The following is a 22,151-nucleotide window of genomic DNA, read 5'->3' on the forward strand; positions in this document are numbered from 1 at the left end:
GGAACACGCGTCCGGCCGAGTTCGGGTCCGGCTGGCCGACCCGCTCACGCGCCGGCCAGAATCTCGATAGGGACCGGCGTGAAACACAGGATGCCGAGGACGAACGTCAGGACGCCGAGCGCCTTCCGTTTCGGGTCCAACCCCTCCTCGGAGATGGGGTTGGCCGGGCCGACGTAGGCCACGTAGGTCGCCAGCAGGCCCCAGAACGCCCACAGAATCGAGGCGTTGGACACGTCCTCGACGTAGAAGACGTACGCCGCGAGGCCGAAGAGCGCGACCGGAACCAGCGCGGCGACCCGCTCCTGTTGCTCGCCGAGTATCGCCCGAACGATGTGGCCGCCGTCGAGCTGGCCAACCGGGATGAGGTTGAGGAACGTGACGAACATCCCGACCCAGCCGCCGATGACCACGGGGCTGACCGACTGACCCGGCCCGTAGGTCGTCTGCTCGCCCACCGCCCACGCGATGAGTTCCAGCAACGGCGGATAGCCGAACTCCAGCTGGATGGCGTTGGGGTTGCTCGCGAGGCTGGCCGGGACCTGTTCGGGCGGCAGCGACAGCCCGATTGCGGTGACGACGACGGTCGCCACGAGGCCGGCGAGCGGTCCCGCGACCCCGATGTCGAACAGCGCCTTCCGGTCGGGCATCTGGCCTTTCATCCGGATGACCGCGCCCATCGTCCCGATGATGCTGAACGGCAGCGGGATGAAGTACGGCAGCGAGGCGTTCACGTCGTGGTACCGGGTCATCACGTAGTGGCCGAGTTCGTGGGTCAACAGGACGCCGACCACGGCGGCCATGAACGGCCACGCCTCCACGACGCCCAGCGGGTTCTCGGCGAGGTCGACGTGGTACCACGCGGCCCCGGCGTACAGCGTCGACAGTATCGTGAGCACGAACAGCGCCACGTTGGTCCACGGGACGCCGTCGAACCCGGTGTCGGCTGGCTCGGCCACGAGGACGTACTCGCCGGTGTCGGTCGCCAGTTGGACCTCGTAGCCCTGCTCGCGGAACAGCGGCCACGCGGTCTCCAGCAGCCGGTCGCGGGGCACCAGCGGTTCCCCGTAGTAGAGGAGTCGGTCGCCCTCGCGGTCGGCCTCGTAGACGCGGAACACGGCCGCGAGTCGCTCCAGCGGCGGGCCGTCTGCGGGCGGGTCGCTCGAACCCATTCACCCGGGCGTACGGCGCGATAGTTGATAAACCCCCGGACGGAGCGGCCGGTCGCGTTCAGACCGACGGACCCACTGCCGGATGAGCCTGCCGTCTCACTCGACGTCCCAGCGGACCGAACGGTTCGAGGGCTTCGAAGTCACCGTCCCGATTCCGGCCGCTTGTCCGAACACTGCCACGACGCCGACGCAAAGACTGAAACCGTCCGAGACCCACCCGAGCACATATGGGAACTCGGGAGTCGACGCGATGAGCACCGAGACGTGCGACCACTGCGGGGCGACGTTCGACGACGAGGAGCCGTACCTCCTCCACCTCCGGGACGAACACGCCGACGACCTCGGACCGATAGAGCAGCGACGGGTCGCTGCGATGGACGCCGACGAGGGCAGCAGCGTCGTGGCGTACGCGGCCGCGGTCGGCGCGCTCGCGCTCGCCGGCGCGCTGGCGTACGTCCTCTTTTTCTCGGGCGGCGGCGCGACCGACGGACCGGGCGGGGCGAGCGGAGCCGAGGCGGCCATGCAACCGCACTCGGTCGGCACTGAACACTATCACGGCACGATAGCCGTGACCGTCGGCGGGCAGGAACTGGACTTCAGCCGCTCGCAGTTCCAGTTGCAGGCCGACCCCTTCCACTTCGAGAACGGGAACGGCGAGCGGTGGCACGTCCACGCTCAGGACGTGACGCTGACGTACGCGATGGGAACGCTCGGCGTGGACGTGACCCAGAGCACCGTCTCGTACGACGGCACGACCTACGACGCCGACGCCGGCGACACCGTGGTCGTCGAGGTGAACGGCGAGCCGGTCGACCCCTCGTCGTACGTTCTGCAGAGGGGCGACGACGTCCGCATCGTCGCGAACGGGTCGGGATAGCTCGCTCGAAGCGAATCAGTCGAGCGGCTCGGGTGAGGGCGGGGCGTGGCGCTTGTGCTCGCTCCGGTCGTACATCTCGCGGACGCGCTCGACGTCGGACTCGCTCACGCCGTCGACGGCCCGGGCGGTCGCGGCGACCGACAGCGGGCCGTCGACGTGGAGCGCGAGGACGGCGTCGAGCAGGTCGTAGCCCAGCCCCAGCTCCTCCTCGTCGGTCTGGCCCGCCCAGAGGCCGGCGGTCGGCTGCTTCTCGACCAGTTCGTCGGGGACGCCGACGTGGGCCGCGAGCTGGCGGACCTGCCGCTTGTAGAGGTTGCCGATGGGGTGGCAGTCGACCGCACCGTCGCCGTACTTGGTGAAGTAGCCGACCGCCGCCTCGCTCCGGTTGCCCGTGCCGAGGACCACCGCGCCCTCGTGGTTGGCGACGAGGTAGTTCAGGACGGCTCGGGTCCGGGCGCGAGCGTTGCCCACGGCTATCTGGTCGCCCTCGGCCTCGGGATAGGCGTCGAGGAGTTCGTCGACGATGGGGTTGATTTCGAGGACGTCGTATTCGATGCCGAGGTCCTGGGCGACCCACTCGGCGTCGCTCATGTTGTCGTCGCGGCTCACCTCGCCGGGCATCACCAGCCCGTGGAGGTTGTCCTCGCCGAGCGCCTCGACCGCGAGGTTGGCGGTCAGCGTGCTGTCGATGCCGCCCGAGAGCCCGAGGACGGCCTGCTCGGTGCCGGCGGCGGCCACGGTGTCGCGGATGAACTCGACGATGTGGTCCCTGCGGGCTTCGATTTCCGACTCGGAGAACGCCAGTTCTATCATGGGTGAGGGTTGGGACGGCGGTGACTAAAAGCCGGGGGCGCGCCGATATTTCTGGACGAATGGGCAGGTCTACGCGGACAGACGGGTCGGGCTGAAGCGCTACGTTGAAGTGCGACCGGGCGGAAACGGGAGACGCAATCGAAGCGCGCCGGTGGTGAGCGAGTCCGTCGGATTTGCGAGCCTCGGGGCGCAAGCGAACGCAGTGCGCCGGTGTCCTGCCGAGCGAAGCGAGGCAGGGCTCGGCGCACGAGCGAACGAAGTGAGCGCAGTGCGCCGGTGGTCTAGTGGTAGGACATGAGCTTCCCAAGCTCATAGCCCGGGTTCAATTCCCGGCCGGCGCATCCCTCAAGCCTTCTCCCGCCAGTATTCCGGGTCCTCAGGAAAACCCATATGACCCGAATCCAAGCTTACAATCCGGGTGGCCAGTATCGACCCCCACGCCGTCCCCGAGATTTAAAACGTTTCAGGCTTACTAGCACTAGAGACAGCCCGACTACGGTTTCCGTGACCCGGGAGGTGAAATTTCATGGTACAGAGTCGTGACCAAATCGAAGACATCGTCGTCATCCCAGAAGCTACGGAACATTACTTAAACCAGAGACAGTTGGAGGACTACCGGGATCACCGGATTCAGCTCATCAAGTGGCTGTGCCATCTCGGCAAAGACCCGGAGAAAGCCGAGGGGTACGCCTACGATACGGCCCGGCAGCGCGCATACAAGATCGACCGGTTCCTTCGCTGGCTCTGGGACCACGAAGACGGGTACACATTACACGCGACCACCGATCACGCGGACGCCTACACGAAGGAGTTGGTGTACGAGGAGCACTCGGAGACCTACAAAGCGGGCATTCAAAAGGCGATCAAGACCCTGTTCAAGTTCTTGAACTTCGAGAAGGGTAGAGAGATCGACTGGGAGCCCGAGATCAAGTTCACCAACGGCGGATCACAGACCCACCAAGTCCGGGACTTCCTCACCGGGGATGAGCGCCGGAAGATCAAGCAGGCCGTCCTCGAGCACGGGTCGATTCCGCACTACAACAGCGTTGATCCGCGGGAGCGCAGTCGGTGGAAGGCATACCTCGCCCAGCGCTTCGAGAAACCGAAGGAGAAGGTAACCAAAGCAGATTGGGAACGGGCGAACGGCTGGAAGTACACCTCGATAGTCTACGCCTCGATGGACGCCGGGTTCCGACCGAAAGAGGTGGGCCGCGCGAAGGTGAGCTGGCTCGACCTCGAGAACAACCTGTTCCGGATTCCGAAGGAGGAGTCCACGAAGAACACTGAGAACTGGCGCGTCGCGATGAGCGACCGGACTGCGAACATCCTCCGGAAGTGGCTGTCCGAACGTGAGAACTACGAGAAGTACCGTGACTCGGATGCGCTTTGGTTAACACGATATAGCAACCCCTACGGCTCGGAAGCACTCAACCGGCTTCTCCAGAAGCTTTGCGAGAAAGCAGGAATCCCGACGAAGAACAGAGATATCTCGTGGTACAGTATTCGGCATAGCGTCGGCACCCAGATGAGCCGCGACCAGGGATCTGCTGCCGTCCAGCAGCAGTTGCGCCAGCGATCCAAGGAGATGGCGCTCCGGTACGATCAGGCACCGGTCGAGGACCGGCAGGAGACCGTGAACAAGTGGGACTGACACCCAAAGACGAAGGAATCTCCTCTCTTTCCCCCCGGTTAGTACTCAACCTTTCAAACCTATCTGTGATTGACAACGTTTAGATGGTTCGGAGGGGCTTACTGCTAAAATAGAGATGGAGTTCTGTGAGGACTGTGGTTCGATGATGAAGAAGATTGACGGGAAATGGATCTGCTCCAGTTGTTCACCAACGAAGGCAGAAACCAAATCTGCTACACGGAAAGCCGTCGTGGTGACATGCCCAGTGTGCAACAAACAACAGCTCTACTGTGGCGTAGACGGTGAACTCTCCCCCATCAAGTGGAAACAAGGTGTCGACTACCATCTCGACCACCATAACCTCGAAGGCGAACTGAAGGAACGCTATCGTCAAAACGCTCTCAATGAGAAGCAAACTATGCAGGTTCCTCAATCTCTTTGCGATGAATCTGATAACAGAGGGTGGGACAACTACGGCCTCTAAGTTTTTCCTCCGTTGGTAGATCTCTGAGACAAGATGAGCGACGGAAAACGGTGAGGATCTAACGCTTACAACGTTGTAGGTATACTATCGGTACAAGTGCTTTTTATGGGAACAACGCAAATCAACCTCCGACTCCCCGAAAAACAGAGCCAAAATCCGTCACAGGCCGTCCCTGATGAAGTCATCGAGTTCCTTCGCGCGTAGCTCCCAGTCATCGTGCTGGTCGAATCCGTCGATCAATTCCTCAACCTCAGTCTGGTACGTAAGCGCCACGTCGTCATCGCCGTATGCATCCGCAACGAGCGACACCGCCAGCAGGTACGGACCGTGCCCCGAATACCCCCATTGGTAGCTTGCCTGCGGAGCAGAGTTGCTTAGCTCCCGTCGCGGAAGCAACGGAAACTCTAGGTGAGTCCCCGGTTCAGAAACGTAGACGTCTGGCGCATACTTCTCCTGAACTTCGTCACCGCCGAAGCAGTCGACGAGCTGTCCCTCCCGTTCACCACGATATACGGTTTCGGGCGGACGCTCCAACTCCGGCAACGCAACATCATCTCCCCACTTCATACCACGCATAATTATCGTCGAATATTCAAATACCAAACGGGGTGATACATCACCGAGAGCCCCACCTCCCCGTTCGGGTCCTGCTCGGAATCACTGTACAATGTATAGTCGGTGGTGATTCAAACCTGATTTAGCCCGTGATTGGGTACTCTGATAGGCCTGATTCTCACCCGGTTCAAACCTGTCTAACCACTGCCAGTGATGAGTCTGTGGAGTTGATGCGGAAGGTGGCGTACTTTGACGCCCAGAAAACCTCTGAAGACGCAGAATACACCAAGACCGTTTCGGGAAAGACTTGTTACTACAACTCCCAACAGAAAGCAATCAGTGCAGAACCACCGGAGACATTTTTTGGCGAGCTAAAGATGAGATATAATCCTGTAGAGTTCAAGGAACAGGCACGGGAATGGCTGGACAACTCTAACGGTTTCTACACCAAGAGAGAAGGATTTGGAAACTAAAAAAAGAAGAAAGTTATGCGGTTTCTGCTTCAAGGAAGCTGTCCACACTGTCCATAGTTAAACGAGTCTCAGGATCCATACTCATGTTGTGGAGTTCTCCGTCGTTAACTGCGTACGCCGCACCTTCAAACACTTCATCCTCCTGATTATAATCCAAGCTATCTCCGTAAACTTGGACGTGTTCACCGGTCTCTATCTGTAGTTGGCTGGCCTTCAGCATCATATCAATGATTGGGTCGGCGGCTTCGCCTTCCGGAATATGTGTGTTGTAGATGTTCTCAAGTAGAGGGTCGGATAGTGATATGTTGTCGACGTTCATGTCTGTGTGTTGGCTTCCTCTGGTAAATCCGAGTAATGGTGCGACTGCTTTAGTTTTCTCTGTGTCGTATCTGTAGTGGTTTTCTGGGTCGCTTACCTGTTCTTCTCCGCTGTAACCTTCGATGAACGGGTTGTATCCTCCTCTGGCACCTGGACCTATTCTTATCTGGTCGTTGTTGATTGGTAGGGTCCAGTTGTCTGTTGTGTCGACGAACCACCAGTTGAACTCTCCGTGTGTTTCACCGTCGAAGTGGGTGTATTCTGTATCTGTTTTTTCTGGGTCTGCGTAGGCCATTACTGTTCCGTGGTTGCCTTCGTTGACGTATGTGGTTTCGATTATGTTTTCGTTGTCCGGGTTTTCGTCGTGGAGTTCGTTACAGATTTTTTGGAGTGTTGATGCGAAGTGGTCGTTTTCCGTACTCCAGCTTGTAAAATTGTTTTCGAGGTAGTGTACGTGGAGTGCGTTTCTTCCGAAGCTGAGTATTTCCTGTATTTTGTCGGTGTTTTGGAAGTCGTTGAGGTTCCATGTTCCATCGTCGTCTTCCTCAGCGTTAGGGTATTCAACGCTGCTTCCGTACTTGCTTCCTTTGTACTGTTCCTGTATTTGTTGTTTGTCTCCGTCTTTGAGATCGGCAATCAAAGTTGGGTACGCCATTTCGTCGTTCCAGATCTGTCTCTGCTCTTCGATGGTGTTTCCGTTGAATGCTTCTAGTGGTTGGTTGAATGTGTGGTCGTCTACTGGTGTTTGTGTTTGGTGGTTGCCGATGTTCTCCCCATCAGTGTTTTTGAGGTCGACACGGTACTTAGCGGGACGCTCCAGTTCCTCCGTAGTACTCTCCTCAGCGGTAGCTGTTTCCTCAGCGGCAGTAGTTCTCTGCGTGGTTGTGGTGATTCCAGTAGATCCGTCAGAACGGTCTTGTTGGTCTTGGTCAGTTCCGCTACACCCGGCGAGTCCGACCGTGGCGGCGACTGCTGTCCCGAGGAGCTGTCGTCTGGTTACACCATCCCGACGCAAAGAATTGTCACCTTCTGATAACAATACCTGACTTTGCATTTATAAAACTACCGTGTAGCCATCACGTATACCCTCGATACCGCTCGAACAGCGTCTCACGTGTATTCGCTCCGGCAGTCGGTCGGCGCGTACGTGACCGAGGAACGCGGGTTCTACAGTTCCCTCCGGAGGTCGTCCGATGCTCGCTCGTACGCGGGCGGAACCAGTCGCTTCCCGACGCTGCTCGTTCCGACAGGAACGCCCGGTAGTCCGGCAAGTCGTCTGAACTGCGGTCGGCGTTCTCGAATCCGATTGCGCGTCGACGTCGGCGGGGAGTTCGCCGGTGAGCGCGAGCAGTACGGCGACGACGTGTTTGCACGCGCCGGGACCAGCGTACGGACAACTGCACGTTGGAGCGAACGCCGACGCCGTCAAATCCGCGTGCTCGCAGACCTTCGAGGGGAATCCCGGCGAGTACGCTACCGGGCGTCCGATGGTGATGGAGGGCCACGACCACTAGGTCCCGTCCACGAGGCGACCGGGACAGAACACCGCTCTCAGGTCGTATGGACCGGTTCGATGACCGGAGCGCGTCGAGCGTTCGTCCTTCTCGGGGGCCGGGTATCGGTAGCGGATTTTATTATATCCGCGTTCGAAACTCGGACGAATGTACGACAGGATTCTGCTTTCGACGGACGGCACGGTCGCGTCCGAACGGGCTGCGTCGCACGCGCTCGACCTCGCGGTCGCCCACGACGCCGCCCTCCACGTGCTCTACGTGGTCGACGAGGACGTCGTGACGGCGTACAGCGGCGACGAGTACGTCGACGAGACCGAAGGCCCCGAACACGGGCTCGAAGAGCACGGCGAACAGACGCTTTCGGCGCTCCGTCGCCGAGCGTCGGAGGCCGGCCTCGACGTCGAGACGGCGATGCGACACGGTCGCCCTGCGGAGTCCATCGTGGCGTACGCCGACGACCACGATGCGGACCTGCTCGTGCTCGGAACCAAACGCCGGCCGGACGAATATCGCGCCCTGCTGGGGAGCGTCACCGACCGCGTCCTCCGACTGACCACCCGCCCGGCGACCGTGGTGAAAACCGAGGTCGGCGACTAGCGGCGACGGTGAGCGCCTCGGTCGGCGAACACCTCGGCCGGCGACCGGCGTCGGGCGCTTCGCTGGCGACGGCGCGTCTCTCGCCCCGCCGTCCGGACGCCCAGCCAGCCATCGAAATCCGAACCGAACGTCCACGGCTCCCGAATCGCGCCCTCCGGGACTGCCCCCAGTACTTGCTGGCTTCACCCGGTTTATAGCCGTCGGCGAGTGAAAATACGCCATGGCCGATGCAGCGGACGGCGAGACGATGACGGCGATTGGCTTTCACGACCACGGAAACCCGCTCGACCAGCTCGACGTGCTGGACGTTCCCGAGCCCGAGGTGGGCCGCGGGGACGTGCTCGTCGACGTGAAGGCGACCGCGCTGAACCACCTCGACGTGTTCACCGTCAGGGAACTCGACCACTACGTGTCCGAGTACCCGTTCTGGACCGGCGGCGACGTCGCGGGCGTGGTCGCCGAGACCGGCGCGGGCGTCACCGACTGGGAAGTCGGCGACCGCGTCCTCGTCAATCCGGTGCTCACCTGCGGCGAGTGCGAGTACTGTCGGCAGGGCCAAGAACAGCTCTGTCCGGACCTCCGGACCATCGGGGAACACCGACGCGGCGGGCTCGCGGAGTACCTGTCGGTCCCGGGGACGAACCTCTTCTCGATTCCCGACGACGTCGACTTCACGACTGCCTCTGCCGTCCCGATTGCGGGGAGTACCGCGTGGGGAGCGCTCTCGTCGCGCGCGGAGGTTCGCCCCTACGAGGACGTGCTCATCGTGGGCGCGACCGGCGGCGTCGGCACCTACGCGGTCCAGATAGCCAAGAACGTGTTCAACGTCGACACCCTGATTGCGACGACTTCGACCGAGGAGAAGGCCGATTTCCTCCGGGACCTCGGCGTCGACCACGTCATCGACTACACCGAGACGGAGTTCGACCGCGAGGTGTGGGAGCTCACCGACGAGCGCGGCGTCGACGTCTGTTACAACTGCGTCGGCGGCGAGACGTGGACGAAGTCCATGCGCTCGATGGCCCAGGGCGGGCGACTCGTCACGTCCGGCGCGACTGCGGGCCCGAACCCGGAGACGGAACTCCGGCTCGTGTTCATCCGGGGACTCGACGTCCTCGGGAGTTCGGTCGACCGATACCAGGGGTTCCACGAACTCCTCGAGTACGTCTGGGACGGGACCATCACGCCGGTCGTCGACGACACCTTCGACCTGCTCGACTACGAGGAGGCGTTCCGCCGGGTTCTGGACCGCGAGATGTACGGCAATGTGGTTCTCACCCAGGATTGACCGGACTGGACCTGACCTGACGGACTCGACGACTACAGCTTCCCGTCGATGGACTCCCGGGCCGTCGCCTCCAACTGCTCGCGGTCGACCTTTCCGGTGCCCGTCAGCGGCAGGTCCTCGCGGAAGAAGACGCGCCGTGGATGGGCGTACGCCGGCCCCACGTCGATGGAGAACTGCTTCAGCTCCTCGGCGGTCGCGGTCTCGCTCTCGGACTGGACCACGAACGCGACCGGAGCCTCGCCTTTGACCGCGTGGGGGGCCGCGACCACGGCGCTGTCCTCGACCGCGTCGTGGCGCTCCAGCAGCTCTTCGACCTCGCTGGGGTAGACGTTCTCGCCGCCGACGATGAGCATGTCGTCGAGGCGGCCGACGACGTAGTGATACCCCTGCTCGTCGACTCGGACCACGTCGTCGGTGTGGAGGAACCGTCGGCCGTCCCGGTACTCGAAGTCCTCGGCCACCTTCTCCGGGCGGTCGTGATACGTGGCGACGCCGGGCGAGGACACGAGGAGTTCGCCGGGTTCGCCCGGCGGAAGCTCCGCTCCGGTGTCGGGGTCGACGACGCGCGTCTCGACGTCGGGCAGGGCGAGCCCCGCGCTCCCGACCTTCCGGACGCCCCACCGCGGCGACGCCGAGACGACCGGCCCGCCCTCCGTGAGGCCGTACGATTCGAGCATCGAGGCGTCGAACGCGTCGCGGAACTCCTCGTGTAATGACGCGGGCACGTTGTCGCTCCCGCACATGGCCCACTCGACCGACGAGACGTCGGTCTCCGGGAGCGAATCTGAGTCGAGCAACAGCTTGTACATCGCCGGAACCCCAGTCAGATAGGTTACGTCGTACGCCTCGACGGCCGCGAGGACCGCCTCGGGGTCGAACCCGTTCATGACCACGACGCTGCCGCCCCCGAGCAGCAGGGGTTTCACCGCCCCCGCCATCGCGTTCTTGTGATACAGGGGAGCCGCCACCAGCCCCCGCTCGTTCTCGTCGAAGTAGTGGACCTTCCGGATGACGTTGGCGTTCCAGACCGCTCCCTCGTGGTCGACGACGACGCCCTTCGGTCGCCCCGTCGACCCGGAGGTGTACGGCTGGAACGCCGGCTCGTCGCCGTCGACGTCCCTGGGTTCGAGTTCGTCGTCGGCCGCCGCGACCGCCGCGGCGTACGACTCGGCCGGCCCCTCGTACTCGACGCCCGGTTCGGCGTCGTCTATCGCGAGGGTCACCGTTCCCGGCGTCCGCGCCGCCGCCGCTGCCGCCCGCTCCGGACAGTCGCCGCTCCCGCTCGCGACCACGGTCCCGGCGTCGCTGTCGTCGAGCACGTACGCCAGCGTTTCGGTCGGGGACTCGACGTTGAGCGGCACCGGGACAGCGCCGAGTCGGGTCGCGCCGAAGAACAGCGAGAGGTACGCTGGTTCGTTCGGAAAGAACAGGCCGACGCGGTCGCCTCGGCCGACCCCCGACGCGGCGAGCGCGTTGCCGGCTCGGGCGACCCGCGCGTCGAACTCGGCGTACGTGATTCGCTCGCCGGTCTCGCCCACGAGTATCGCCGTTTTGTCCGGCCACAGCGTCGTCGCCTGTTCGTGTAGCCTTCCGAGAGTAGGAGAGCCCCGCGACGGTGTCGTCATACCCGGGATTTGTCGCCGCCACACCAATCAGTTCAGGAAGGGCGCAGTATTGCCGATACCTGTGACGGCCGATACGCGCCACGGGTGAGAAAACGCGGCGCAGACCCGCTCTCGCCGGGTTTCGGTCGAACGGAACGACGGCAAACATCCCCCGCTACGTGTTGGTTTATCCGGATGCACTCTCTAGAGAGGGCCATGAGTTCGTCGTCGAGGACGTGGAATCCACCGAACAGTGCCCTCGGAAAACTAAAATACGTCATTCTGACGGTCGGTCCGATGGCCATCCTGATGAGCGCGTCGATGGGGCCGGGCACCATCTCCTCGCTCACCGTCGCGGGGTCGACCCTCGGATTCTCGGCGCTGTGGCTGGCGCTGCTCAGCGGGTGGCTCGGCGCGGCCGTCTACTACGTCGGGGGCAAGGTGTGTGCGATAACCGGCGAGACGCCCGTCGACCTGATAAACCGCTTCACGCACCCGGTGTTCACGTACGTCCTCATGGGCGTGTTGCTGTACGTCTGGTACTACACCATCTGGTCGCAGGGCAACATCCTGAGCACGACGACCGCGTTGCTCGTCCCGCCCCTCGCACCGTACGCCGACTGGCTGGTCACGCCGCTGTTGATACTGGTCATCGCGTTCATCTTCGTCGGCGGCTTCGACACGGTCGAGGCCGTGCTCTCGGCGTTCACCGTGTTCATGGCCGCCGTGTTCCTCGTGAACGCGCTGTACGTCGGCCTCGACCTCGGGGCGGTCGGGTCGGGGCTCGTCCCGAAACTGCTCGACGGCTCCAGCGGTGCCTCCGCGTTCGCCGGGATTCTGGGCGGGTCGGTCGGCATCGGCCCGATATGGTACGCCTACATCGCTCACGACAACGACTGGGGCCGGGACCAGCTCACGTTCATGGCCGTCGACCAGATCGTGTTCTACGGCGTCCTGTTCACGATATTCAGCGTCGGCATCTACCTCTCGGCCGCCGCCACGCTCCAGGGGGTTACCGTCAACGGCGCGGTCGACGCCGCGACCTCGCTCGAACCCGTCGGCGGCGGGTTCGCGGCGCTCCTGTTCGGGCTCGGTCTGTGGGCGGCCGCGTTCACCACCATCGGGGGCATGTCGGCCGTCGCCGCCTATCTCGTCACGGACCTCGTCAACCACCTCCCGTTCGTCGACCGCGACTTCGAACTCTCGATGGACAGCACCGTCTTCAAGGGCGTCATCGTGGCGGGCGTCGTCTCCTCGGCTATCGGCCCGTTCCTCAGCGACCTCCCGGCGCTCCCGCTGATGGTGTACGCCATCTCGCTGTTCAACGTCGTCGCGCCGACGACGATTCTGATCTTCACCATCGCGGTCGTCCGGAAGCGCGACGTGGGCGAACACAGGGGACCGTGGTATCTCGTCGTCGGCCTGCTCGCCGCCTTCGCCATCACGCTGTACTCGGTGTACGGCCTCGAAGACGACCTCTACTTCCAGGTCGCGGTCGTCCTCGTCCTCGGCATCCTGTCGTACACCGCCTACCGGGAAGTGACCGACACCCACTTGACCATTCGCGGGAGTTGGACGCGAGGCGACTGACCCGACTCAGAACTCCGACAGCTGGTCGCGCCGATAGATGTCGACCTCGCTCAGCGTCGCGCCGGCTCCCACGCCGGCCGCGAGTGCGATAGTCTCCGCGACCTCTTCGGGTTCTATCGCGTCTCCCGCCTCGTAGCGCTCGGCTTGAGACTCCCCGTCGTCGAAGGCGAACGACGTGCGGACGCCGCCGGGATTGAGCAGCGAAACGCCGACGCCGTCGTCGCCGACCTGCGCCTCGACGCTGTGTGCGAACGACCGCAGCCACGCTTTGCTCGCGCCGTACACCGGGTTCGACGGATACGGGTACTGGCCGGCGTAGCTCCCGACGAAGACGAGACTCCCCTCGCTGTCGCGCAGGTGGGGCACGAGCGCGCGGGTCGCGAAGAACGCGCCGTCGACGTTGGTCGCCGTCGTCGCCCGGAAGTCCTCGGTGTCGATGTCGGCCACGTCGGTCGCCCCGCGCCCGACGCCGGCGTTCACGACGCCGACGTCGACGCCGCCGAATCTGTCGACGGCCCGGTCGACGAGTTCTTCCACCTCGCTCTCCTCGCGCACGTCGGTCGGGACGGCCAGCGCGTCGGCACCCTCCGCTTCGAGTTCGGCCGCGAGGTCGTCGAGCGGCCCGGGTCGTCGCGCCGCCAGAACCACGTCGGCCCCCTCGGCCGCGAGCCGCCTCGCCGTCGCTTCCCCGATGCCGGAACTCGCGCCCGTGACGACCGCGACGTCCCCGTCGAAGTCCAGTTCCATACGTACTCGCGTGACCGGGTCGCCTTCACACCTTCGACAGGCCTTTGCGGGTCCCCGGCACAGTTCGGGTATGCTCGGGTCCATCGACCACGTTACCGTCGCCGGGAGCGACCTCGACGACCTCAGCGCCGCGTTCGACGGCGTCGGCCTCGCCACCGACTACGGCGGCCCGCACTCGAACGGGACGACCCACATGTCGGTCGTCGGCTTCGGCGACGGGAGTTACGTCGAACTGCTCTCGACTCGGCCCGGCGTCGAGACCGCCTCGATGTGGGGCCCACACGTCCGAAACGACGCCGGCCCCTGCGCGTGGTGCGTGGCGGTCGACGACGTCGAGGCGGTCGCCGCGACCCTCCGGAGTCGCGGCGTCCCCGTCGAGGGACCCACGCGCCTCACCCGCGACCGGCCCGACGGCGTCACCGTGACGTGGGACCTGGCGTTCCTCGGTGACGGCGAGCCAGGGTCGACCCTCCCGTTCCTCATCGAGGACGTCACGCCCCGGGAGCGACGGGTGACGCCGACCGGCGACCTCGCGGCGACGCCGCTCTCGGGCGTCGAGCGGGTCGTGGTGGGCGTGCCCGACCGCGACGCCGCCGTCGAGGCGTTCCGAACCGCCTTCGAACTGCCCGCTCCCGAGCGGGGCGCGGTCGACGCCGCTCCCGTCGACTTCGCGGCGGACCTCGCGTGGTTTCCGGACGCGCCCGTCGTCCTCGCCGAACCGAGCGAGGGCTGGCTCGCCGAGCGCGTCGAGGCGTTCGGAGCCGCGCCGGCCGCGTTCGTCCTCGGGAGCGAGGACGTGGAAGCGACCGCCGAGCGCCTCGGGCTGACCGACCCGACGCCGTCGTTCGCCGGCGCGTCCGTGCGCTGGGTTCGCCCGGCCGAACTCGGCGGCGTCCGCTATCTGGGCGTCTCGCCGGTGTGAGGCGCACCTCGTGGGCACTCGTGCGTCTCAGAGACGGCCGGCGTGTTTCAGGAACCCGCGCGTCTGGACGCGTCGCTGCATCCCGACCAGCGCGTCGTCGTAGGCGTCGAGGCCGAGGAGTTCGTCCTCGACCGCTCGCTCGGTCCGGTCGAGGTCCTCGTCGTGTTCCTCGTACAACTCGGGCACGCGAGCCTCGAACTCGTCGAGTGCGGCTTCTGCGGCGTCGAACGCGTCCTCGGGCGCTTCGGCGACGCCGAAGTGCGAGAGACAGACGCGCTCGGGGTCGAACGCCCGGAGGCGGTCGAGCGTCGCCCGGACCGCGTCGACGTCGAATCGGGGGAGGGTCGCCGGCGGGAGCCACCGGTCGGCGTTCGGCCAGTAGTTGCCGAACGTCTCGGTGGCGAACAGCGTTCCGGTCCGCTCGTCCCACGCGGCGAGCGCGTCGGGCGCGTGTCCCGGTGCCGGAACGAGTTCGAGCCGGCGGTCGTCGCCGAGTTCGAGCGTCGTCCCGTCCTCGCCGACGCTCACGAGGCGGTCCTCGGGGAGCGCGTCGGGTTCGCCCACGTCGTCGAACGCCTCGCCCATGACGTCCCTGCTCGACGCGACGAGCGACGACGGGTCGACGAGGTGTTGGGCGGTCATCTCGTGGATGTACACGTCGAGGTCCGGCGATTCCGACGCGAGTTCGGCGGCCGCGCCGGCGTGGTCGAGGTGGACGTGCGAGCAGACCGTCGCCGCGAGGTCCGCCGGCGAGACGCCGACTTCCGACAGACCGTCCCGAAGTCGGTCGTAGCCGTTCGGATGCCCCGGCTCGACCAGGACGGGGCTACCGTCGTCCGGGGTCACGAGGAAACTCGACAGCGTCGCGTCGTCGTGCAGGTGGAGGTCGATGCCGGTGACGCCGTCGGCACCGTCAACGTCGAACGTCCTGTCCATGTCGTCCGGTTCGGGGCGGGCCGCGAAAACGTTCCCGGTGGCGGTAACGCGTCGCCGAACTGTCGCGGTCGGCGGGGTCGGCCCGCGAGCGACTCGCGGCTGTCGGCGCTCTCGCGCCGGGGTCGGCCCGCGCTCACTCCTCGTCCCGGACGAACGTCACCGGGCAGGGCGCGTCGAGTAACACCCGCTGTGCGGTGCTCCCCGCCTTCACCTTCCCGATCGGCGTGCGCCGCCGGCCGCCGATCAGCACCTGCTTGGCGTCGATGTCCTCGGCGGCGGCGACTATCTCCTCGCTGACCGTCTCGCCGACCCGCCCCATGATAGTCATGGTCGACCCGTAGTTCCGGAGCGGCGTGTCGAGTTGCCGGGCGACCATTCGGACGGGTTTCACGTGTTCGGCCGCCGCGTCGGGGTCGGGCGTCGCGTCGGCTGGGTGGTCCAGCTGTTCGAGGACCCGCTCGAAGCGGGCCCTCGTGAAGACGTGGAGGATGCAGACCGTCGACTGCATCAGCCCGCCGACCTCGGCCGCCGTGGACGCGAGTGCCTCGACCCGACCGACGTCGGAACGGCCGACCGGGAGGACGACGGCGTCCCGCGCGTCGTCGACGCCGTCCGCCAGCGCCACGCCCAGGTCTCCCGGCTCCACGAGCCCGTCGGGCGAGGAGTCCGTCATTCGAACTCGACCTCCGCCCGCGGACGCCGCGGCAGTTTCGCCACGTTCCCACCTTCGGAACGGTCGTTGGCTTGCATGGCTGAGATACCCACTCGTCTGGCGTGCCGGGTGTTACGCCGCCACGTGGAAGAGAGTATTCGGAGGAGCCCAAAAAACTGCCCCCGCGACGACCGCAATAACTTCAACAAAACCACACGTTGGCCGCGATTGGGACGCCGTCGAGCCCACTGCCGGTAGTCCCGACGTGAGTCCCCGCCGGTACCGCTCACGCGAGCCCGTGGGACGCCAGGTCCAGCAGCTCGGCCGTCCCCTCGGCTCCGAACCGCATCGGGCGTCGCCACCACGGCCCGTTCCCCGAGTCGCTGGATAGCTCCGTCACGATTCGGTTCGCGTCGACGCCGCGCTCGGGCGAACTCAGCGGGACGGCGGTGTCGTACAGTCCGGACTCGCTGGGCTCGCCCGCGAGCAGGACCGCGGCGTCGAACGCCTCGCGCTTGACGTGGGCGTTGTTCCGGAATCGCGCGCGCTCGGCGTCCGGCAGGTCGGCGTAGGCATCGCCGGGCACGGGGTCGCGCGCGAGCCGGAACTGGCCGACGAGGTACGCGCCCCACTCGGGGGCGATCCAGTCGCGCTCGGGGTCGCCCTGCGTCGTCAGGGTCGCGTAGAACAGCGCGTAGTCGCCCGCCGTCAGGTCCAGCAGGGGTCGGGCCTTCACGCCGTGGGGGTCGCCGTAGGTGTAGCGTTCGCACTCGGGATACTCGGCGAACTCGGGGTCGAGGTGGACCGGCAGGTCGGCGGTTCCGTCGGGCAGGTCGGCGTCGAGCGCGAGGTCGGCGTACGTCGGTACCGGCTCGGCTGTCGGCGCGTCCTCGGGGATGGGAACGAACTCGAACGAGCCGTCGGGGTGAATCGGGCCTCTCACTCCCGGTGCATTCGTGTTGGCTCCGACGTTGATGGCGACGGCGCGGGACATACGCGCGTCTCGGTCCCCCGTCGGGAAAAGCGCTCGCTCGTCCGCCGGGAGTCACCGCACGGCCATCGGCCCCACACAGCCCCGGCAGTAGGTGTATCCCGACTCGTTCTCCGCGCCACACTGGGGACAGACCACCGTCGACGACCCGCCGGCCGATGGGCCGTCCCGCGTCCGGTCGTCCCGTCCACGGTCGTCGCTCCCGGTGCGGTCGTCGGTCCGCCGGTGGCCGTCTATCCGCGTGCGGTCGTCGGTCCAGACCGGGTTCTCGACGCTCCGGACCTCCTCGGCTCCCGCCCGGTCGCGGGTCGTCGGCGTCGAACTGAACAGCGGCGTCTCCTCGTCGTCGTCGCTCCGGAGGTAGCGGTAGACGAGCAACTGGACGACGGCGAACGCGAGTACGTACAGCACGATCCAGCCCCACGCACCCATATCGTGGTGTATGTTATCACGGTACTTTTCTCTTCCGTCGCCACGGCCCGGGTCGGCCAGCCGACGCCCGCTCAGGCGGGGCGGATGCGGAGAACGCGGTCGTCCTGAGGCGCGGCCGCGTCCTCGCCGCGGCCGTCTCGATTGCTGGTCGTGACGTAGAGGTCGCCCCGTGGTCCGGTGAAGACGGTTCGGAGCCGGCCGTACCTGCCGTCGAGCAGTCGCTCCTGCCCGGCTACGCCGCCGTCGTCGTCGAAGCGGATTCGCTGGAGGTGGGTGCCGGCGAGCGCCGCGACGAACAGGTCGCCCCGCCACTCCTCGACCCGGCCGCGGTACACCGCCGCACCTCCGAGCGCGAGCGTCGAGGGATAGGTCACGAGGGAGTCCGCGACCGACTCTCCGGTCGAGTCGGTCGCTCGGGGCCAGCCGTGGTCCTCGCCCGCCCGGACGACGATGACCTCGTCGTCGGCCGCCGGCCCCCCGTCGGCCGTGGCGTTCGACGCCGCTCCGTCGGTAGCGCTCGTCCGAATCGGGGCGTCCCCGCCGGACTCGGCGACCAGTAGCGCGCCCTCGCGCCACGCGAGTCCCTGCGGGTTCCGGTGGCCGTAGGTGAGGACGGCGTCGTCGAAGGGGTTGTCGGGATGTGGCGCTCCGTCGGGGGTGAGTCTGAGGACCTTCCCGGCCAGCGACTCGCGGTCGCGCGCGCGCTCGGGGTCGCCCGCGTCACCGGTCGCGACGTACAGCGCGCCGTCCGGTCCGAAGGCGACCCGGCCGCCGTTTCGGACCGCTCCCCCGGGGACGCCGTCGAGGACGACCGACTCGCGGGCGAACCCCTCGCTCGCACGGTTGCGCACGACCCGGTTGGTCAGTCCGGCATCGCCTCGGCTGGTCCGGAAGGTGTACGCGAGGTCGTCGTCCTCGGGGTGAAACGCCAGGCCGAGCAGGCCGGCGTCGGCCCGTCCGGCGATTCGGTCGGTGAGGTCGGCGACCGCCTCCGTGCGGTCGGCGACGACGCGCTGGACCCGTCCGGGCCGCTCGGTCAGGTAGAGCTCCTCGTCCGGTCCGAACGCCGCGCCCCACGGTACCTCCAGGTTCATCGTCACGGTCTCGACGCGGAACCGGGGCTGGTCGGTGGTCGTGGCGAGTCGGCTCCCGGCCGACCGCAGACAGCCGCCGACTCCGACCAGCCCCGCGACCGACAGCGACCGGAGGTAGGCGCGCCGCTCCATGGCCGACTCGACGACGCGACGAGAGAAAAGTAGCGGGGGTCTCGCGACAGTGCGCCGGGGCGCGTCCGGTCGGGGACCAGCACGGACACGACCGCGAACGCGACGGTTCTACGCTGGGGTGACGACGGCGGCGGGGCGGGCCGCGGTTACGACGGGGCGACTCGCCACGTCGTCGCGCTCGTGTACGACCACTTCTCGATCTCGAGGTCGGCGGCCGAGTCCTTGAGCTTCACCATGAGCGCGCCGATCTCCTTGGCGGACAGGTCGACCTCGTCGGCGATGAATTTGCTCTTGAAGTACATCTCGCCGTCGCTGGCCTTCCGCCGGAGGAACTGCTGGAGCCGCTGTTCCTTCGACTGCGGTTCGGGCGCGTCGGAGGGCGTCGTGGTTGCGCTCATCTTCGTTTCCCCGTTGTGACCGGGGGATGTTATAAAGGGCCGACGGTTAGGTTCGTTTTCCGTATCTTTCCGTGACGAAACCACTCGACCGCGGAAAATAGAGTAAAAGACGACGTTTTACGACGTTTTCTGACGCCCCTTTACAGTTTAAAACGAATTCTAAGACTTTGTTTCGGCTGCCCCGATATGGCCGTCTCACGGCTTGCGAACGTCTGACGCGGTGGGTCTCGGAGCCCCCGCCCTCGGTCCCGATGGGCCGGGCAACGCCTCCCGCGGAACGCGCGCGCGGCGGTCGCTCAGGGGCGGTGGTGGACCCAGAACTGCTCGTCGGCCGTGACCTCCTTCTTGAAGATCGGCACCTCGTCCTTGAGCCGGTCGATACCGTCCTCGACCGTTCGGAACGCCTCCGAGCGGTGGCCCGCCAGCACCACCACGAACACGATGTCCTCGCCGTACTCGACGACGCCCGTCCGGTGGTGCATCGCCACCTCGTGGACCCCCTCGCGCGCTTCGAGTTCGGCGGCGAGGTCCTGCATGCGCTCGTCGGCGACGCGCTCGTACCTCTCGAATTCGAGGTACTCGGTCGGCTCGTCGTCGGGGTCCTCCTTCGCGCGGACCCGGCCGGTGAAGGTGGCGATGGCGCCCGCGTACGGGGCGTCCGCCGAGCGCTTGACCTGGGCGACCAGCGATTCGAGCGTCTCGTGGGGTTCGGTGGCGTCGAGTTCCGCGCGGACCTCGGCGGGGTCGAGCGCGTCGGCGCTGTCGACCTCGACCAGTCGCTCGCCCCGGAGGTCAGCGCCGGAGTCGCCGACGACCACCTGGGGCAGGTCGGCGTCCGGGAAGTCCGCGAGGAGCGCGTAGTCGTACTCGGGCGCGAGGTCGTCGAGCAGGGCGGACGTCGACCTGTCGCGCCCGCCGACCGTCCAGCCGTCGTCGCCGAGTTGGTACGTCGTGGTTCCGCGGTCGGCGCGCTTCCGGGGCGCGGCGTCGTCGCCCGTCTCCGAGTCCCCGCGACGTTCGGTTCCGGTCCGGCGCACCACCGCGACCCGGCCGTCCTCGCCGAGTCGGTCCGCGAGCCGGTCGGTTGCCGTCGAGACCTCCGACTCCGGCCCGACGACGCCCAGTACGTGCATGTGGGGACGATGGACCGGCGTGCGCTTGTAGGCTTCGGTGGTCGCGTGTGCGACCGGCTCGTCGGCGCTTCGGGGCGATTCCGGTCGTCGTCCGACACTGCGAGCCGGTTGTCGCGGGGACCGTCTCCAGTCACCACCGAAAGCGAGTGTGGCGTCCCGGACGGACGCGGCCCGTCCCCGAGGAACTTACGTCTGGGCGTCGAACGTCCGGATATGGGGTGGGTACGGGAGTTCTCGTTCGACCGCGAGCGCATCGCGTGGTGGCTGGTCGCGGCGGCGCTGTTCGTCGCGGTCGGGTACGTCGTCGTCTCGTTCCTCGGAACCGTCCTGCTCGGCCTGTTCGTCTACTACGCGACCCGGCCGGTGTACCGGCGGTTGCTCGGTCGCCTCCACCAGCCGACCCTGACCGCGATCGCGGCGCTGGTCGGGCTCGCGTTCCCCGGACTGGTTCTGCTCGGGTACACCGTGGCCGTCAGCGTCCGGGAGCTGACCGAACTGGCTGGCGTCGGGCGCTCGGCGTTCGAGGGGATTTTGGGTACCGCGGTGAGCGGGTCGGGCCTGGTCGACCCCCGGCGGCTGCTCGACGCTGCCGGCGTCGACCCCCGGCAGTTCGTGGGCCAGCAGGGTACCGAGGCGCTCGGGGACGTGCTCGCGTCGGCCCTCGACGTGGCGGGCGTGCTCGCCGGGACCGCCATCGGCGTCGTGGTCGTGCTGGTCATCGCCTTCTACCTGCTTCGGGACGACCATCGGCTCGCGGCGTGGTTCAGTACCGGCGTCGCGGGCCCCGACAGTCCCACCGTGGCGTTCGCACGGGCGGTCGACCACGACCTCGAGACCGTCTACTTCGGCAACATCCTGACCGCGTTCGTCATCGCGGTCGTCTCCGCCGTGGTGTACGTCCTGCTCGACGTGGTGGCTCCGCCGGCCGTCTCGATTCCCTCGCCGACGCTGTTGGGGCTGCTGACCGGGCTCGCGAGCCTCGTCCCCGTGGTCGGCATGAAGCTGGTGTACGTCCCGCTCGGCATCGGGCTCGTGGCCGTGGCGGCGGTGACCGACCGCGGACTGCTGTGGTTCCCCGCGGCGTTCCTGTTGGTCTCGTTCGTCGTCGTCGACACGATTCCGGAGCTCGTCCTCCGGCCGTACGTCTCGGGCCGGGACCTCCACACCGGACTGGTGTTGCTGGCGTACGTCCTCGGCCCGGTGTTGTTCGGCTGGTACGGGCTCTTCCTCGGGCCGCTGTTGCTCGTGCTGGTCGTCCACTTCGTCCGGGTCGTCGTGCCGGAGCTCCTCGAACGCGACGAGTTCGCGGTCGAGACCGGTGACGACCCGACTTCGCGACCGCCTCCGGCCCGGCGGGCTCGCACGCACGTCCCCGCCCCCGTCGCGGCGCTCGCCGACCGGGCGCGAACCCCCGGCGGTGGCCCGGGACGGACTGGGGACGGCGGTCCGGAAGGAACTGCGGACGGCGAGCCTGGGCGGACTGTCGGCGACGACCCCGAGTCGCGCTCGGCCCGGATGTCCGACGGGGAGCGCGACGAGCCGGAGCGGTAGGTCGTGGGGCCGGACTCTGCGCGCACCTCGAACACCGCCGTTCCCCGAACGTCGACGTCGGGGTCTGGAGCGCGACCACGACCGCTCCGGGCGCACGCGCCGTTCGCCATCGCGGCCGCGGCCGCTCCGACCGCCGCGTCGTTGACCGTCCATCTGTCGTGTCGTCCGACTCGTTTGCGCCGTAGAACGGGAGTCCGGGACGGCCTCACCGCTGCAGCGGTGGGTAGCCGGCGTCGACCTCGTTCCGTGAG

The 22,151-nt window shown here is 66.4% G+C and carries 23 protein-coding genes and 1 tRNA gene; 10 read left to right on the top strand and 14 right to left on the bottom strand.

Annotation, left to right across the window (positions count from 1 at the left end):
* Window positions 1–44: 44 nt before the first annotated feature.
* Entirely contained in the window at window positions 45–1,169 is a 1,125-nt protein-coding gene (locus EPL03_RS04480) for a site-2 protease family protein (RefSeq protein ID WP_135828122.1), read from the bottom strand.
* 250 nt (window positions 1,170–1,419) lie between these two features.
* Between EPL03_RS04480 and EPL03_RS04485 the strand changes: the two genes are divergently transcribed.
* Complete coding sequence (locus tag EPL03_RS04485; RefSeq protein ID WP_135828123.1) at window positions 1,420–2,046, top strand: hypothetical protein; 627 nt, start codon at window positions 1,420–1,422, stop codon at window positions 2,044–2,046.
* A gap of 15 nt (window positions 2,047–2,061) precedes the next feature.
* Here the strand turns inward: EPL03_RS04485 and EPL03_RS04490 are convergent, their stop codons facing one another.
* Window positions 2,062–2,859: an NAD+ synthase gene (locus EPL03_RS04490; protein ID WP_135828124.1), complete on the bottom strand. Its 798-nt coding sequence runs from the start codon at window positions 2,857–2,859 to the stop codon at window positions 2,062–2,064.
* A 270-nt stretch (window positions 2,860–3,129) separates the two neighbouring features.
* On the opposite strand from EPL03_RS04490, the gene EPL03_RS04495 reads away from it, so the two are divergent.
* From EPL03_RS04495 to EPL03_RS04505, 3 genes are all read left to right on the top strand, one after another.
* Window positions 3,130–3,200: transfer RNA gene (locus tag EPL03_RS04495), tRNA-Gly, on the top strand.
* Between the two features lie 185 nt (window positions 3,201–3,385).
* Complete coding sequence (locus tag EPL03_RS04500) at window positions 3,386–4,510, top strand: tyrosine-type recombinase/integrase (RefSeq protein WP_135828125.1); 1,125 nt, start codon at window positions 3,386–3,388, stop codon at window positions 4,508–4,510.
* 142 nt (window positions 4,511–4,652) lie between these two features.
* The gene (locus EPL03_RS04505) at window positions 4,653–4,973 is read left to right on the top strand and encodes a hypothetical protein (RefSeq protein WP_135828126.1); all 321 of its coding nucleotides are present in this window, start codon (window positions 4,653–4,655) and stop codon (window positions 4,971–4,973) included.
* 159 nt (window positions 4,974–5,132) lie between these two features.
* Here EPL03_RS04505 and EPL03_RS04510 read toward each other — a convergent pair whose 3' ends face one another.
* The gene (locus tag EPL03_RS04510; RefSeq protein ID WP_135828127.1) at window positions 5,133–5,540 is read right to left on the bottom strand and encodes a DUF6166 domain-containing protein; all 408 of its coding nucleotides are present in this window, start codon (window positions 5,538–5,540) and stop codon (window positions 5,133–5,135) included.
* 227 nt (window positions 5,541–5,767) lie between these two features.
* Here EPL03_RS04510 and EPL03_RS04515 point away from each other — a divergent pair, with 227 nt between their 5' ends.
* Window positions 5,768–6,001 carry a hypothetical protein gene (locus EPL03_RS04515; protein ID WP_135828128.1) on the top strand — a complete coding sequence of 78 codons (234 nt, stop codon included), beginning with the start codon at window positions 5,768–5,770 and terminating at the stop codon, window positions 5,999–6,001.
* A gap of 13 nt (window positions 6,002–6,014) precedes the next feature.
* On the opposite strand, the gene EPL03_RS20280 is transcribed toward EPL03_RS04515, so the two are convergent.
* The gene (locus tag EPL03_RS20280) at window positions 6,015–7,373 is read right to left on the bottom strand and encodes a hypothetical protein (protein ID WP_210424894.1); all 1,359 of its coding nucleotides are present in this window, start codon (window positions 7,371–7,373) and stop codon (window positions 6,015–6,017) included.
* Entirely contained in the window at window positions 7,374–7,748 is a 375-nt protein-coding gene (locus tag EPL03_RS20800; RefSeq protein ID WP_210424895.1) for an SWIM zinc finger family protein, read from the bottom strand.
* Between the two features lie 232 nt (window positions 7,749–7,980).
* Between EPL03_RS20800 and EPL03_RS04530 the strand changes: the two genes are divergently transcribed.
* Both EPL03_RS04530 and EPL03_RS04535 read left to right on the top strand, forming a co-directional pair.
* Complete coding sequence (locus EPL03_RS04530; RefSeq protein ID WP_135828129.1) at window positions 7,981–8,430, top strand: universal stress protein; 450 nt, start codon at window positions 7,981–7,983, stop codon at window positions 8,428–8,430.
* Window positions 8,431–8,650: 220 nt separating this feature from the next.
* A complete protein-coding gene (locus tag EPL03_RS04535) occupies window positions 8,651–9,718 on the top strand; it encodes an alcohol dehydrogenase catalytic domain-containing protein (protein ID WP_135828130.1) in 1,068 nt (355 codons plus the stop codon).
* A 32-nt stretch (window positions 9,719–9,750) separates the two neighbouring features.
* Here the strand turns inward: EPL03_RS04535 and EPL03_RS04540 are convergent, their stop codons facing one another.
* Window positions 9,751–11,343 (bottom strand): class I adenylate-forming enzyme family protein, encoded by a 1,593-nt coding sequence (locus EPL03_RS04540; protein ID WP_135828131.1) that lies wholly within the window; start codon window positions 11,341–11,343, stop codon window positions 9,751–9,753.
* 276 nt (window positions 11,344–11,619) lie between these two features.
* On the opposite strand from EPL03_RS04540, the gene EPL03_RS04545 reads away from it, so the two are divergent.
* Window positions 11,620–12,912 carry an NRAMP family divalent metal transporter gene (locus tag EPL03_RS04545; protein ID WP_168216177.1) on the top strand — a complete coding sequence of 431 codons (1,293 nt, stop codon included), beginning with the start codon at window positions 11,620–11,622 and terminating at the stop codon, window positions 12,910–12,912.
* A gap of 6 nt (window positions 12,913–12,918) precedes the next feature.
* Here EPL03_RS04545 and EPL03_RS04550 read toward each other — a convergent pair whose 3' ends face one another.
* A complete protein-coding gene (locus EPL03_RS04550) occupies window positions 12,919–13,659 on the bottom strand; it encodes an SDR family oxidoreductase (RefSeq protein WP_135828133.1) in 741 nt (246 codons plus the stop codon).
* A 70-nt stretch (window positions 13,660–13,729) separates the two neighbouring features.
* Here EPL03_RS04550 and EPL03_RS04555 point away from each other — a divergent pair, with 70 nt between their 5' ends.
* Window positions 13,730–14,581, top strand: a complete 852-nt coding sequence (locus tag EPL03_RS04555) for a VOC family protein (protein WP_168216178.1) — start codon at window positions 13,730–13,732, stop codon at window positions 14,579–14,581.
* 27 nt (window positions 14,582–14,608) lie between these two features.
* Here EPL03_RS04555 and EPL03_RS04560 read toward each other — a convergent pair whose 3' ends face one another.
* The 7 genes from EPL03_RS04560 to EPL03_RS04590 all read right to left on the bottom strand — a co-directional run bounded on the left by EPL03_RS04560 (window position 14,609) and on the right by EPL03_RS04590 (window position 20,349).
* The gene (locus tag EPL03_RS04560; RefSeq protein WP_135828135.1) at window positions 14,609–15,517 is read right to left on the bottom strand and encodes an MBL fold metallo-hydrolase; all 909 of its coding nucleotides are present in this window, start codon (window positions 15,515–15,517) and stop codon (window positions 14,609–14,611) included.
* 133 nt (window positions 15,518–15,650) lie between these two features.
* Window positions 15,651–16,190, bottom strand: coding sequence for a universal stress protein (locus tag EPL03_RS04565; protein ID WP_135828136.1), 540 nt, complete (start codon window positions 16,188–16,190; stop codon window positions 15,651–15,653).
* Between the two features lie 265 nt (window positions 16,191–16,455).
* On the bottom strand, window positions 16,456–17,163 hold the full coding sequence (locus EPL03_RS04570; protein WP_135828137.1) for an Nmad3 family putative nucleotide modification protein: 708 nt from the start codon (window positions 17,161–17,163) through the stop codon (window positions 16,456–16,458).
* Window positions 17,164–17,214: 51 nt separating this feature from the next.
* The gene (locus EPL03_RS04575) at window positions 17,215–17,592 is read right to left on the bottom strand and encodes a zinc ribbon domain-containing protein (RefSeq protein ID WP_135828138.1); all 378 of its coding nucleotides are present in this window, start codon (window positions 17,590–17,592) and stop codon (window positions 17,215–17,217) included.
* A gap of 71 nt (window positions 17,593–17,663) precedes the next feature.
* The gene (locus EPL03_RS04580) at window positions 17,664–18,818 is read right to left on the bottom strand and encodes a PQQ-dependent sugar dehydrogenase (protein WP_135828139.1); all 1,155 of its coding nucleotides are present in this window, start codon (window positions 18,816–18,818) and stop codon (window positions 17,664–17,666) included.
* A 146-nt stretch (window positions 18,819–18,964) separates the two neighbouring features.
* Window positions 18,965–19,216, bottom strand: a complete 252-nt coding sequence (locus EPL03_RS04585; RefSeq protein WP_135828140.1) for a DUF7123 family protein — start codon at window positions 19,214–19,216, stop codon at window positions 18,965–18,967.
* 296 nt (window positions 19,217–19,512) lie between these two features.
* A complete protein-coding gene (locus EPL03_RS04590) occupies window positions 19,513–20,349 on the bottom strand; it encodes a molybdopterin synthase (RefSeq protein WP_135828141.1) in 837 nt (278 codons plus the stop codon).
* Window positions 20,350–20,562: 213 nt separating this feature from the next.
* On the opposite strand from EPL03_RS04590, the gene EPL03_RS04595 reads away from it, so the two are divergent.
* Window positions 20,563–21,900 carry an AI-2E family transporter gene (locus EPL03_RS04595; RefSeq protein ID WP_168216179.1) on the top strand — a complete coding sequence of 446 codons (1,338 nt, stop codon included), beginning with the start codon at window positions 20,563–20,565 and terminating at the stop codon, window positions 21,898–21,900.
* Window positions 21,901–22,151 lie beyond the last annotated feature (251 nt).

The sequence above is a fragment of the Halorussus halobius genome (assembly GCF_004765805.1).
GTDB classification, from domain to species: domain Archaea; phylum Halobacteriota; class Halobacteria; order Halobacteriales; family Haladaptataceae; genus Halorussus; species Halorussus halobius.